The sequence below is a fragment of the Rahnella sp. R3(2024) genome, from assembly GCF_042920125.1.
Lineage (GTDB): Bacteria > Pseudomonadota > Gammaproteobacteria > Enterobacterales > Enterobacteriaceae > Rahnella > Rahnella rivi.
Genome location: NZ_JBHGBU010000001.1, coordinates 4,392,397 through 4,406,638, shown reverse-complemented (window position 1 = coordinate 4,406,638; position 14,242 = coordinate 4,392,397). Strand labels below are relative to the sequence as shown.

Below are 14,242 nucleotides of genomic sequence, written 5' to 3'. Positions count from 1 at the left end.
TAATGTTCAGAGCGGCTCGTCGAAACGCAGTAACCGCCCGGCGTTGCCCAGCACCAGCAAGGTACTGAGATTGTGCAGCAGAGCGGCGATCAACACGCCCGCCACGCCGAGCAACCCCATCGCAGCCGCCGCCATCACCACCAGCGTCCAGCCCAGCCCGATGAACACATTGATTTTCAGCGTTCTGCGGCACGCCCGGCTCAGGCGTACACAGGTGCCGAGACGGCGCAAATCGCTGCCGATCAGTACCACATCGGCGGAAGCCAGCGCGATATCACTGCCGCCCGCGCCCATTGCAATCCCCACCACACCCGCCTTCAGCGCCAGCGAATCGTTAATGCCGTCCCCGACCACCATCGGGCGATAGCCCTGCGCAATTTCCGCAGACACCTGATGCAATTTATCTTCCGGTAAAGCCTGAGCGACCACGTCGCTGATGCCCAATTCACCGGCAATGCGATGTGCCACGCTGGCGCGGTCGCCGGTCAGTAAAAGCTGGCGTTGCAGCCCGAGCTGACGCAGTTCGGCCAGCGCGGTCTGCGCTTCAGGGCGTAACGAATCCGCCAGCAACAGCCAGCCGAGAAAATGCCCGTTCAGCGAAAGCCCGACCAGCGGCCCGTCATGTTCAGGCACATCACTGACCGCGATATTGTTGTGGCTGAAAAATGCCGGACGTCCCAGCAAAGCCTCGCCCTGCGCGGTGTGCGCCCGCACGCCCATGCCCTGTTGTTCTGACACCTCTTCCAGCGGCAAATATTGCTCGCGCGGCAGTAACTTCGCCAGCGCGCGGCTGACCGGATGGCTGCTCGCCGCGCCGAGACTGGCCGCCAAAACAAGCACCGCTGCCGGGGATTCGTTTTCCTGGAGCACCGTGCGTTGCAGATGCAGTTCACCGTGGGTCAGCGTGCCGGTTTTATCGACCACAATGGCGTTGAGATCGGCCAGCTCTTCAAGGAATGCTGAGCTTCGGATCAAAATCCCGTGGCGCGCGGCGACAGCAATACCGGCGATGGCCGTCGCGGGCGCGGAAAGCACCAGCGCACACGGACAGGCCGCCACCAGCACAGCCAGCATGGCGTGTGCATCACGCGTAATAAACCAGGTCGCCGCCGCGATCAGCAAAATCAGTACCAGATATTTCCCGGCATAACGTTCGAGCAGACGGGTGATCGGCGGTTTGGCATGTTCGGCTTTTTGCATCAGCGCAATCACTTTGCCCAGCGTGGCATCCGCGCCGGTTCGCGTGACTTCGACAGACAACAATCCGTCCAGATTAATGGCACCGCCAAACACGTCGTTCCCTGCGCGGGCTTCGTGCGGCACGGATTCACCGGTGATTGGCGCGGTATCCAGACTGGCGCTGCCGGACAACACGCGGCCATCGGCGGGCAAACGGTCGCCTGCGCGCACTTCCACGCAATCGCCGGTTTGCAGCTGATGATTATCGATTTCTTCAATCCCGCCATCCGGCAGAATGCGTCGCGCACGGCTGCGGGTCAGACGGCTCAGTGCATCAATGGCTTCCTGCGAACCGATCACACTGCGCTCTTCCAGAATATGACCAAAAATCATGATGCCCGGCAGCAAGGCGGCGGTCATCAGGTCGCCGGTCGCCCAGGCACCCAGCATCGCCAGCGCGATCAGTTGATCGGTCACGCCATGCAAACTCGGGCTGCGCAGACTGTACATTGCCGAGCGCAATACCGGCACCGCCACCAGCAGGGACGCCACGCCAAACAGAATCTGCCCGACGTCGCGCTGTTGCGGAAACACCCACTGCCAGATCCAGCCGCACAGCAACAGGCCGAATGCGGTCATCGCCAGAAGCAGCTGCACCGCCATGTTCCGCTGCTCATGGCGGGTGAGCAGCACGCTTTTCGCTGACGGTTCTTCAGAAGACATCGAAGTCACAGGGTAAATACCTCAGGGTTGAGAGGATGGACGGTCTGGCCCCGGCAGGATCAGATGCGCGTCGTCGTGAGGATTAACGGCGGTCACGCTGCCAGCCTGCGCGAGGATTGGCGGCATCCGTTCACGCCATAAACGCCACAGCAGTTCGGGCGAATGATCGTTCGCCAGTTGCACAATGGTCGCGGTGTCGGTGGAAGCCCGGGCAATCTGTTCGCTGGCTCTGGCATGGGAAACCTGTAAGGCACGGTCCGCAGACTGCACGGCGTCCTGATGCACGCGGGCAGCCTCATTGCTGGCGCTGGCGATGTTCTGTTCCGCCTGCTGGCTGGCCGTCAGCACCGCGTTAAACGCATCCACCGCTGAAGGGGGCAGCGATGACTGCACGTCAACGCGGCGAACTTCGATACCCGGATCGCTGCCTGCCGCTCTCAGGGCGGCGAGCTGCTGATTGATCCCCTGACGTAAATCCCCGCGCAACCGCTCGCGGCTTTGCGCAATCTGGCTGCCGTTTCCGGCCATTTCCGGCCTGGCGACCAGAATGGTATCCAGATCCCGTGAGGCGCAAATCGCCACCGCCGCGTGCTCGGTTAACCTGTCCAGCGCAGGCAGCACGTGCGCGCCCTGCAACACATACGCCACCGGATCGGTGATGACGTAATACACCTGCACATCCAGCTGAACCACACCGGCATCGCCGGTCAGTAAATACCCCGCACCGGCGACGGCGTCACTTTTCTCGCTGCCGGTATTGTTCCAGGCGGGGATAATGTCTGAGCGCAGCAAGGCGGTGACGTGATGTTCAATAACCCGGTCAGCGGCGGGCAGAATATCCACCTGCTCCAGCGGCTCCGGCCACGCGAGTAAAAGCCCGGCGCCCGCCGTGCGCGAAACCGCACCGAAACGCATCACCACCGCGCGTTTATCCGGCTCAATCTGCCGGACATTGGAGAACAGCCAGTCAGCGGCGGCAATCAGGGTCATGGCAAACAGCGCCAGATAGGCCATGCGCCCCGCCTGAAACCAGGCATTCCCCTGAAAACGGGCTAACGGATTCATGGTTGCGGCCCGTGAGTGGCGGCGGGTAAAACCGGCGGACCTTCCACCAGCTGTTTGAACGGCGCGGCATCGGTGCGCAGCACCATCTGGGTGCCTGGCGTGATCACGCTGCTGAGCGTGTCGAGCGAGCGCAGCAGATCGTACAGTTCGGGGTTACCGGCACGGGCGCTGGCGTAGATTGCCGCACTTTGCACCTGCGCCTGCGCGTCGATATTGGCGGCTTTCACGGACGCATCGGCCTTCATCACGCGGGCTTCGCGCTCGGCGGAAGAACGAATTTCTGCCGCCTGACGTTTACCTTCGGCTGAACGCTCGGTGGCGATGGTTTCACGCTCTGCCCGCATGCGATCCACGGTGGCATCAAGCGTCACTGACGGCAGCGTCAGGCGTTCAACGCCCACCTGCACCAGTTCGATGCCGTAGCTGTCGAGCAGCTGACGGGCAATCTGGTCATGCAGATGCTGTTCAAAACCGGAGAGACGGATTTTGCTGGCGTCAGTGTTCACCAGATCGGCCAGCGCAAACCCGCTGGTGGTGGTTTCCAGCGCCGACCCGATGAAGGTTCGTATCTGCGCTGCCGCCATATCCGGCTGATTTTGAACCGCACGGATAAACCGCTGCACGTGCTGAGGATCGTTTTTCACCTGCCAGACGGTATACGCCTGCACGATAATCCGCAGGCCGTCGCGCGTGCCGACATCCTGCAAACCGCTCGACGTGGTGCGGATCCGTAAATCCACCGGGATGGCGGTTTCCAGCGGCACCGGAAGGTGCCACGCCAGCCCCGGCTGCAACAGCACACGCACCGGGTCACCAAATCGCGTGATGACCATCGCTTCACCGGAACGCACCTGCACCAGACAGGCCGTGGCGACAATCAGCGCCACCAGCACGACAGCCACCGCCGCCCGCCGCCAGAGTTTGGGCGCGGCCGGGCCGCCATGATGATGATGATGGTGATGATGTCCGGCAGCGTGGTGATGCCCGCCATGTGCGTCGTGATCGTGGCCGTCAGGATGTTGGGAATCACTCACCGGGTAGTCTCCGCTTTAACAGGATGTGCCGCTTTATCCGCTCCGGGCGTAAATGGCAGGGTAAAATTTCTCAGATCCAGCACCGGCGGCGTCCCGTCACCGATACGGTGATCGATAATCAACACCTTCGGATGTGGCTTCATCGCCAGCGTCAGCTGGCTGAAATAACGCTCGGTGAGGAAGGATTGTCCGCCAGCCTGATACGCCTGATTATCGGCGTTCGTGCGCAGCGCCATCACCTGCGCCCGGACAATATTTTCGTGGCCTTGTGCGCTGGCGGCATCGAGCGCCAGACGGGCAAATTGCTGCGCGGCATTGAGCTGCTGCGCAGCCTGTCCTTTCTCACCGGCAATCGCGCTTTGCGCCAGAATTTGTGCTGCCTGCACGCTGTGATACGCGTCCGCCGCGCCCGCAGGCGGATGGATCGATTCAATCACCGTCGCCAGCAGTTCCACGCCGCTGTGAAGCTGGTCCAGCTGGCGTTGCACTTTCTGGCCGATGTCAGCGGCAAGCCGGGTCTGCTCGCTGCCCAGCAAACTGTCGAGCGTGCGCGAGGAGAAATCATGCACCAGCACCTGATTAGCGATACTGCGGATCAGCACCGGCATATTTTCGGTGTGATACAGGCTCGCCATCGCCGCGTCGTCGTTCATCGCCACGCGGTAAACGAAGCGCACATCCATATCCATGATTTGAAAACTTTGCCGGTCGCTGGCGGCGCTGGCGATGATTTGCGATTTGTCGCTGCTGTGGCCGGAATCCCATAACCGGTTGGCGCTTTCCGGCGCCGGGCCTTCGGCGGTGTCAGCCACTTGCGCAGGCACCGCGGTTAGCGGCTCTTCAGAACCGGTGGTCAGTTCATGTACTTCGCCGTTATCGACAAACTGCGTGCGGCCAAACGGCCACGGCAGCCCGAGGTGTAAACCGGGTTGTCTGACCGCTACCGGTTTACCGAAGGATTCATAAATGCCGCGCTGGGTCAGCGGCACTTCGCTGATGCCGGTCAGCAGCCAGCCGGTCAGCATCAGGAACGCGGCCAGCGGCAGCAGCGCGCGGCGGATAAAATGGAATGCCCAGATCTGGCGCAAATCGATGCCAAAATGCTGATGCAGTTCGTTTTGCACAAACTGTAACGGACGCGGTGGCCAGCAAATTTGCGCGGCCAGCAGACTGCCCGCAATAAACTCCGGTTCTTTGTCCTCACGCGGCGGCGAAAACATCGCCATCAGCGCACGCAGCAAAAGCTCGAGCGCCACCAGCGCCGGTAATAGCCCGGTAAGCCGCAGCAGCTGTGCCGGCCATACCGACGGGCCACGGGCGAACATCAGGGCCAGCGCACTCAGTAAAAAGACGGCAATCATCATGCGCATCATCAGCGCCAGTTTTGCCGCCTCCGGCCATTCCAGCGGATTTTTTAATGTCCAGTGGCGTTCCAGCACCAGCACCGCAAAAGCGCAGAGTAGCAACACCGAACCGGCGAAATAGCCCGCGTCACCGGTGTCACTGACCGGCAGCGGCAGTTGCCATAACAGCGCGATAAGCAGCAAGGCGGCTGCCGCGGGGAATGCCTGAAAGAAGACGTGCGCGTCGATATAACGCAAAACCGGGCGCATCCACGGGCGGGAAATCAGACGTTGAGAAAATCCGGCTGGCGTTGGCGGCGTGACGTCTTCCTCCCCCGGCGCAAACTGTTGCGCACGCCAGCGGGAGATACGCCGCGCGCATTGCAGGGAGGCCGCGCATACCCACATCGCCGCCATCATATTGCCGGTCACCCACGGCCACACCGACGCCGGCGCAACCATATACAGCATCAGCAATATCAGGTACATCACGCTGCTGATCACCATCACGCCGGTGATCAGCCCGTTCAGCCAGCGCGTATGGGAGGCGGCGGCCTGAAAGCGCAGCGGTTTGCTGGCATCATCAGCAGGAGATGTTGTGTTTATGCTCATATCCGCTCCGGCAGAGGAAATAATCATCCGCAGCGCGGGCGGTGAGCCCTGTGCGCGGAATGAACCGGGCGTAACGGTATAACATTACAGAATTTTCAGCGATATGAATTTGGTGGCTTTTTTGGCACGAATTGTAAGCGTTTATCTTAAAGGCGCAGCGGCGGGACGCATGATGAAAAAAGGTGCCGTGATTAAGCGGCACCTTCGGGATTTCAGAGACTGTCTTCTGCGACGTAATACTGCGGATCGTCAAGTTCATGAGAACAGAACGGCCCCGCTTTCTTCAGCAGACTGACGCAGTCATTGCTCAGATGGCGCAGACGAATGGTTTTACCGGCTTCGAGATAACGCGCGGTCAGCTTATCGATCGCCTCCACGCCGCTCGAATCCATCACCCGCGTACCGGCAAAATCCAGCACCACGTTTTGCGGATCATTTTCAGGGTTGAACAGTTCGGCAAAGGTCGCGGCAGAGCCGAAGAACAGCGGCCCGTCCAGTTTATACACTGCCAGATCGCCTTTGGTTTTGTGCTCACGGATACGGATACGCGCCTGCTGCCAGGCAAAGACCAGCGCCGAAATAATCACGCCGCTGATCACCGCCACGGCCAGATCGGTAAAGATGGTGATGACGGTAACAATCAGCATCACCAATACATCGGCTTTTGGCATACGGCGCAGACGACGCAGCGAACTCCACTCAAAAGTGTTGTAGCAGACCACCAGCATAATGCCCGCCAGCGCCGCCACCGGCAGCAGACCGATATAACCGGAAAGGCTGACCACAAACAGGATCAGCAAAATCGCGCCGACCGTACCGGAAATCCGCCCGCGACCGCCGGAGGTGAAATTGATGATCGATTGCCCGATCATCGCGCAACCGGCGAAACAACCGAACAGCCCGCAAATCGTATTGCCCGCGCCCTGCGCGATACTTTCACGGTTGCCGTTGCCTTTCTGATTGCCCATTTCATCGAGCACCGTCATGGTCAGCAGCGATTCAATCAGCCCGACCAGGGCGATAACCACGGCGTAAGGCAGAACCACTTTCAGCATCTCCACGTTGAACGGCACCACCGGCAGGCTGAAGTGCGGCAAGGCACCGGAGATATCCGCCAGATCCCCGACGCGCAGCGTATGCAGGTTAAAACCAATCGCCACGGCGGAGACAACAATCAGCGCTGCCAGCGAAGACGGGATAATTTTGGTCAGTTTCGGGAACAGCACGACGACGGCAATCGCCAGCAGCACCAGCCCGTACATCAGCGGCCCCTGCCCGGCAATCATGTGCAACTGCGCCAGCATAATGACAATCGCCAGACCGTTCACAAAGCCGTGTACCGCAGGCAGCGGCACCAGGCGGATAAACTTCCCGAGGCGAAACACGCCAATCAGAATTTGGATCACACCGGCAAAAATCGTCGCCCACAGCACGTACCCCATGCCGTGCTGCGCCGCCAGACTCATCAGCACAACCACGATGGAACCCGCCGCGCCCGACACCATGCCCGGCTTGCCGCCGAACAGCGCAGTCACCAGCCCGATAATAAACGCCGTGTGCAAACCGACAATGGGAGACAATCCGGCCACCAGCGAAAAACCGACCGCTTCCGGGATCATCGACACGGCCACCACAAATCCGGCCAGCGTTTCATTCTTCACTTGCGATAACTTCAGACCACGCGGGCTAAACATAAAACATCCGGTACATTTCCAGTTCAGTTAAAAAATTGTGACAAGTATCTAAAAATGACGGAACCGAGGCAAGGTTTAATCCGCTCACCGCGGCGGGCCGGTCACAAGCGGATCGAGATAAATGTGGTTCTCGTGTATAATGCGGGGAATTGTGGTCATTACATCGTGCGGTTATACTTAATCGTTTGATTATTAAGATATTAAGGTGAGAAAAACATGGGATTCAAATGCGGTATCGTCGGCCTGCCGAACGTCGGTAAATCAACTCTGTTCAATGCGCTGACCAAAGCGGGTATCGAAGCAGCAAACTTCCCGTTCTGCACCATCGAACCGAATACCGGTGTGGTACCAATGCCCGATCCGCGTCTCGACCAGCTGGCCGAGATTGTAAAACCGCAGCGCATCCTGCCAACGACCATGGAATTCGTGGACATCGCGGGCCTGGTGAAAGGCGCTTCTAAAGGTGAAGGCCTGGGCAACCAGTTCCTGACCAACATCCGCGAAACCGAAGCTATCGGCCACGTGGTACGTTGCTTTGAAAATGACAACATCATTCACGTTAACAACAAAGTGGATCCGGCTGATGACATCGACGTTATCAACACCGAACTGGCGTTGTCTGACCTCGATACCTGCGAACGTGCGATTCACCGTGTGCAGAAACGCGCCAAAGGCGGCGACAAAGATGCGAAAGCAGAACTGGCCGCACTGGAAAAATGTCTGCCACAGCTGGAAAACGCGGGCATGCTGCGTGCGCTGGATCTGTCCGAAGAAGACAAAGCGGCCATCCGCTACCTGAGCTTCCTGACGCTGAAACCTACCATGTACATCGCGAACGTCAACGAAGACGGTTTCGAGAACAACCCTTACCTCGACATCGTGCGTAAAATCGCAGACGCCGAAGGTTCAGTGGTGGTAGCAGTGTGTGCCGCCGTGGAGTCTGACATTGCAGAACTCGACGACGCTGACCGTGAAGAATTCATGGCAGAACTGGGCATCGAAGAGCCGGGGCTGAACCGCGTGATCCGCGCCGGTTACGAACTGCTGAACCTGCAAACTTACTTCACCGCTGGCGTAAAAGAAGTTCGCGCATGGACCATCCCTGTCGGCGCAACCGCCCCGCAAGCCGCAGGTAAAATCCACACCGACTTCGAGAAAGGCTTCATCCGCGCACAAACCATCGCGTTCGAAGACTTCATCACCTACAAAGGTGAACAAGGCGCGAAAGAAGCCGGAAAAATGCGTTCAGAAGGCAAAGACTACATCGTCAAAGATGGCGACGTAATGAACTTCCTGTTCAACGTCTAACCTCTGCTTCAGGGCAACATAGCTCTGATGCTCCGACAAAAATCCACGCAATTGCGTGGATTTTTTATTTCCCAGAGTCTCAACTCATCTCGTAAAAACGCTGTCAAAAATTAGTACATTGATGAGTACAACATTCATCCATCTTCATTTTAAGTGAGTACGGTAGGCGTACCAACCGATGTAACAAATGTCTGCTAAAATTTCATATGGTTTTTTTAAGGAGAATAGATTTCATATGCGAATTCCTGATTATCCTTCGCGAGATTCTGATAAATGGGCACAGGTAGACGCCTGGTTTTCTGAAAAGCTCGCCCCTGAAGACTCAGATTTAAAATACACTCTCGCTAATAACATAGATCAAGGATTGCCCGCACACGATTTATCTGCTTTGCAGGGGAAAATGCTGGCCATTTTCATTCGTATGTCACGTGCTGTCCGTGTTCTTGAAATAGGCACGCTTGGGGGTTATAGCACCATATGGATGGCCAGGGCTCTCCCACCACATGGAAGCGTAACGACAATTGAATTCAACGAGCATCATGCAGAGGTTGCTCGCCAGAATATAAACAAAGCGGGGCTGGCTGAGCGCGTTACGTTGCATATTGGGGCAGCTCTTGATGTCTTGCCAACACTAAAAGCCCCCTTTGACCTGATTTTTATCGATGCTGATAAAGTGAATAACCCACACTATCTTGAATGGGCTATCAAACTGTCGCAACAAGGTACTGTTATCGTTGGGGATAACACTGTGCGCGGTGGCGGTGTAATCGACTCCAGCAGTGATGATCCGAACGTTAAAGGTCTGCGAGAGTTTGTTCAGATGATTTCTGAGGATGAGCGACTTGAAGCTACAGCAGTACAGACTGTTGGTGAAAAAGGATGGGATGGTTTCGTCATGGCTATCGTTAAAGCCCGGTGATTATATTTTTCGCTAAGAAGAACGAACTCACCGCCAGCTCTTAATCACAACTTCTAAAGGATTGTCAAAAGCTGTGCTGCTTGAGTTATGCCCAGAGCTTCAGCTCCTCGCTCTCAGCAGACCTTCAGCTTCACGTGTTTGTCTGCTGTGTGCCAATAGCAGACATTCAAGTTATTCTGTCCAATGCATGACAATCCGCGAATTAAGGAGTGAAGTCAGGCCGGTTTAATGCAATTTTTTCAGATACATTCTCGATAAGTTGCAAACAGCTTTTGAGAAAGGAATCATCAACTTTTATTAGCCCCTCTATTCCGGTTACATATCCTTCTTCAAAAATTGGATTTGATTGAGTTCCTACTACGAAATGAACTGAATGAATTTTACTGACCAGGATTTTATAACTACTCCCCTCCCCATGCTTTAACGCGTTAACTGCGAGATAGCAGTTATGAAAATCCTCTTTTAACGCGAATTCACCTGCATTTTCGAGAATTGTCTCTACCTCTTTAAAACCGTTACTGCAATTTAGTCTTCGTTGCAGATGAGCTTCAAAAACTGAAAACATTCCTACTACATGAATCATCCTTTGCAGGTTGAGCGCTTGTAAGTTTTTTATTGGTGGGGTAGAACCCGTTTCCGACAGTAGCGCCAATGATTGAGATTCAGCTTCATTTATCATCGACAATGAAAAATGAGTGCATCTATATGCAAGCTCGTAAAAGGTGTGCATTTTTTTGTCTAGCCTTCAGATGAGTGGTTACTGCTTTTAGCATATTCAAATCGCGCTGTTTCTAAAAATTATATGTCCGCTCCTCACTCATAGTAGCCGCACCTAAAGGTTTTCCATGTAATGAAACGCTTTCATTAACTCATCTTCTGTAAGCGGCGATATCAGACTTGCGCCTGTATCTTTCTCAACCTTCATCAATAGCTCGCTTCGGGTGATTCCCAATCTATTCGCTACGTGGTTAGCGCAACTCCGTGCGTGTGACGCTCTGTGCGCAAGAAGGCCTTCTATGTCTAAAACTTTTCTTCTTGATGATGAATGTGACATTAATTCTTCCTTTAGTCGAAATGGCTGCCCATTCAGAAATGATGCCAATTGATGTTTCTTGCCAGCTTCTACCGGGAGGGCGCCGTTAGCACAACTTCGTAAACCAAATAGCTGATTGAAATTTTTGAGTGAACGCGCAGCACCCAAAGAAAATGCGTTTCAGCCGACACGTCGCAATCCGCGAAGCAGCAGGTTGAGCGCGGTAATGCCTTGTTCCAACCTCGTCTTGCTCTCATCACCGTCGGCAATCCAAAACGCCGCTTCTTCCAGGCTGCCGTAAATCAGCGAAGCCAGTCCCTCCGGGTCAACGTCCTCAACGACACCTTGCTGAATCAGATTGCGAATCAGGCTTTGCATGGATTCAACACAATGGCGTTGCGATTCAGGTGAGGAACCGCCCAGCACCGCTTTTGCATCGCGCAAAACAATGCGCTGAAATTCAGGTTCGAGCGCCATCTCAAGGTAAGCCCGGCAGCGGTGGCAAAAACCCTCCCACGGCTCTCCGGCATTATTGGAAATCGCCTGCAGGCGTTGATCCATCTCGTCATCAATCTGCTCAACGACCGCCGCCAGCAACCCTTTTTTGTCACCAAAATGATGATAAAGCGCACCACGGGTCAGCCCTGCCTGCGCAGTCAGATCATCCATCGAGGTTTCAGCATAGCCATATTCGCAAAAGACTTTACGGGCCGTCGCTAACAATGTGGCTCGTGTCTCTTCCATCTCGGCACGGGTACGGCGAACCATGTTTTGCTCCTTACATACGGAATGAATGATTATTTACAAACACCGCGTATGTATATAGGATTCTATTCATACGCGCTGTATGTATTGTCACTGCGCGTTGTCGTCATGGCAAGCAAATACTACCGGAGAAGAAGATGGCTACTCTGTACCGACACCTTTTTACTGAACCTGGAACCGGCAATTTTGTCATTGCCGGACTCCTCGCACGGATCCCGTTGCCGATGGCGGGGATCGGCATTATCACGCTGTTATCCCAGCAGCGCGGCGGCTATGCCCTGGCCGGTGCGGTTTCCGCCACCTTTGTTTTGACCTACGCCCTTTTGTCTCCGCAGATCTCCCGGTATGTCGATCGTTATGGGCAACGCCGCGTTTTGCCTGTGGCGACGGCGATCAGCATCACCGGGTTATTTATCCTGATGGCGGGTTCTCACTGGAACGTCACTGATGCGCTCCTGTTTTTAGGCGCTTTACTGGCCGGATTTATGCCCAGCATGTCTGCCATGGTACGGGCCCGCTGGACGGCGCTGTACCGGGGGCAGCCCCGTTTGCAGACAGCCTATTCACTTGAAACGGTGCTTGATGAACTGACGTTCATTGTGGGACCGCCCCTCTCAATCGGCCTTTCCGTTACGCTGTTTCCCCAGGCGGGTCTGCTGCTCGCTGCGCTTTTGCTGTTTGTGGGCGTGTTTGCTCTGGTGATGCAGCGCAGGACAGAACCTCCCCTTGTCGCGGCCGGTTCCGCCATATCTGGCTCGGGTTCGGTCATCCGTATGACAAGCGTGCAACTGTTGACGCTGCTGATGGTGGCGATGGGGGTCATTGTCGGTACGGTTGATATTGTCAGCGTCGCTTTCGCGGAACAGCTCGGCCGCCCGGCTGCGGCCAGCCTGGTGTTATCAGCCTATGCCGCCGGGTCGTGTGTGTCCGGGTTGCTGTATGGCTCACTCAGGCTGAAAACCCCACTTCACCGGCTGTTGTGGCTGGGCGGGCTGGCCACCGCCGCCACCACTCTCCCGCTGGTGCTGGTCACGAATCTTACGGCGTTAGCGATGGCCCTCCTGATGGCAGGCCTGTTTTTCGCCCCGACCATGATCGTGGCGATGTCGCTGGTTGAACGCCAGGTTTCAGAAAATCAGTTAACAGAAGGCATGACCTGGCTGCTGGCCGGGCTGAACGTCGGCGTTGCGCTGGGTGCCGTCATCGCCGGTCAGGTGGTGGATAACGCCGGAGCGCGGGCTGGATCCTACGTCGCCTTATGTGCCGGAACCGGGGTGGTGCTTATGGCATTTTTAAGTCATTTAACCCTGCCAAAGCAGAACAGTCGCGCCTGAGCGCGTTGCACATTACAGGATCTGAATGATGAATACATTTTCCACCATGACCTCTGCTCGCGCATCGTGGACGCCCGTCCTCGCTGTGGGTCTGGCGACATTCTCTGTGGTCACGACCGAAATGCTGCCGGTGGGTTTACTGACGTCTATCGCCGGGACGCTCAGTATCACCACAGGCCATGCGGGTTTGATGATTTCCCTGCCAGCCTTGCTGGCCGCTTTATTCGCCCCTTTTGTGGTCATTGCCTCGGGCGGAATAGATCGTCGCCGGATACTCTGCGGTCTGCTGGCGTTGCTGGTGATAGCAAACCTTACCTCCGCGCTGGCACCGAATCTGATGATCATGCTGGCCGCCCGGATATTGGTTGGCTTCTGCATGGGCGGAGTATGGGCCATCGCGGGCGGTCTGGCATCGCGTCTGGTTCCGGAGAGCGCGGCTGGCCTGGCGACATCCATTATCTTTGGCGGTGTTGCTGCGGCTTCGGTACTGGGCGTGCCCCTCGGGGCGTTTATTGGCGACGTCATCGGCTGGCGCTGGGCATTTGCCATCATGGCAATTTTCAGCGCACTGGTGCTGGCACTCCACCTTGCCGTCATTCCGGCGCTGCCCGTGGCGGGTTCGGCTAACATCAGCCAGTTCATTGATCAACTTGGCAACCGCAAAATACAAGCGGGCTTGCTTCTGACGTTGTTGCTGGTGACAAGCCATTTCATGGCCTTTACGTTTGTGCGCCCGCTGCTGACCGACGTGTCAGGATTTGATGCGCAATGGACAGGAGCCATCCTGTTCGCCTACGGTATTGCCGGTATCGCCGGTAACTTTCTGGCGGGTATCACCGCCGCGCGCCATACCACAATCACGCTGATGGTGATTGCGACAGGACTGATTTTAACCCCGTTGCTGTTCATTACTGCGGGGCAATCAGTCACGGGCGGAGGTGCCGTCCTCGTCTTCTGGGGGCTGGCTTACGGCGGGCTTTCTGTCGGACTGATGACCTGGATGATAAAAGCAGCACCCCGCGCCGTGGAGATCGCGGCTGCGCTTTATGTCGGTGTATTCAATGCAGGGATTGCGCTGGGATCATGGGCCGGAGGCCACATTGTCGATACATTCGCGTTAACTGACACCCTTTGGCTGGCCTGTGCCTTAGCGATTGGAGCCTTACTTTTGGCCGTCGTTACTGGCCTGAAACGCAGACAGGCATAATCAGATCGGGGCGGCTATCTGCCTGG

General features: G+C 56.5%; 11 protein-coding genes. 4 read left to right on the top strand and 7 right to left on the bottom strand.

Annotation, left to right across the window (positions count from 1 at the left end):
- Window positions 1-6: 6 nt before the first annotated feature.
- The 5 genes from ABSH60_RS19980 to ABSH60_RS19960 form a co-directional block, all read right to left on the bottom strand.
- The gene (locus ABSH60_RS19980) at window positions 7-1,902 is read right to left on the bottom strand and encodes a heavy metal translocating P-type ATPase (RefSeq protein ID WP_390975837.1); all 1,896 of its coding nucleotides are present in this window, start codon (window positions 1,900-1,902) and stop codon (window positions 7-9) included.
- Window positions 1,903-1,923: 21 nt separating this feature from the next.
- Window positions 1,924-2,967 carry a protease modulator HflK gene (gene hflK, locus ABSH60_RS19975; RefSeq protein ID WP_056770752.1) on the bottom strand — a complete coding sequence of 348 codons (1,044 nt, stop codon included), beginning with the start codon at window positions 2,965-2,967 and terminating at the stop codon, window positions 1,924-1,926.
- Window positions 2,964-4,001: an SPFH domain-containing protein gene (gene hflC, locus ABSH60_RS19970; RefSeq protein ID WP_390975504.1), complete on the bottom strand. Its 1,038-nt coding sequence runs from the start codon at window positions 3,999-4,001 to the stop codon at window positions 2,964-2,966. Before hflC ends, hflK (ABSH60_RS19975) begins: the two co-directional genes overlap by 4 nt.
- Window positions 3,998-5,956, bottom strand: a complete 1,959-nt coding sequence (hflK, locus tag ABSH60_RS19965; protein ID WP_390975502.1) for an SPFH domain-containing protein — start codon at window positions 5,954-5,956, stop codon at window positions 3,998-4,000. Before hflK (ABSH60_RS19965) ends, hflC begins: the two co-directional genes overlap by 4 nt.
- A gap of 212 nt (window positions 5,957-6,168) precedes the next feature.
- Window positions 6,169-7,650: a SulP family inorganic anion transporter gene (locus ABSH60_RS19960; RefSeq protein WP_390975500.1), complete on the bottom strand. Its 1,482-nt coding sequence runs from the start codon at window positions 7,648-7,650 to the stop codon at window positions 6,169-6,171.
- Between the two features lie 216 nt (window positions 7,651-7,866).
- Between ABSH60_RS19960 and ychF the strand changes: the two genes are divergently transcribed.
- Entirely contained in the window at window positions 7,867-8,958 is a 1,092-nt protein-coding gene (ychF, locus tag ABSH60_RS19955) for a redox-regulated ATPase YchF (protein WP_056770762.1), read from the top strand.
- 235 nt (window positions 8,959-9,193) lie between these two features.
- The gene (locus ABSH60_RS19950) at window positions 9,194-9,877 is read left to right on the top strand and encodes a class I SAM-dependent methyltransferase (RefSeq protein WP_390975835.1); all 684 of its coding nucleotides are present in this window, start codon (window positions 9,194-9,196) and stop codon (window positions 9,875-9,877) included.
- A gap of 202 nt (window positions 9,878-10,079) precedes the next feature.
- On the opposite strand, the gene ABSH60_RS19945 is transcribed toward ABSH60_RS19950, so the two are convergent.
- The gene (locus ABSH60_RS19945; RefSeq protein WP_390975498.1) at window positions 10,080-10,607 is read right to left on the bottom strand and encodes a hypothetical protein; all 528 of its coding nucleotides are present in this window, start codon (window positions 10,605-10,607) and stop codon (window positions 10,080-10,082) included.
- Window positions 10,608-11,090: 483 nt separating this feature from the next.
- Entirely contained in the window at window positions 11,091-11,678 is a 588-nt protein-coding gene (locus ABSH60_RS19940; RefSeq protein WP_390975496.1) for a TetR family transcriptional regulator, read from the bottom strand.
- 134 nt (window positions 11,679-11,812) lie between these two features.
- On the opposite strand from ABSH60_RS19940, the gene ABSH60_RS19935 reads away from it, so the two are divergent.
- Window positions 11,813-13,009: an MFS transporter gene (locus tag ABSH60_RS19935; protein WP_390975494.1), complete on the top strand. Its 1,197-nt coding sequence runs from the start codon at window positions 11,813-11,815 to the stop codon at window positions 13,007-13,009.
- Between the two features lie 28 nt (window positions 13,010-13,037).
- A complete protein-coding gene (locus tag ABSH60_RS19930) occupies window positions 13,038-14,216 on the top strand; it encodes an MFS transporter (protein ID WP_390975833.1) in 1,179 nt (392 codons plus the stop codon).
- Window positions 14,217-14,242 lie beyond the last annotated feature (26 nt).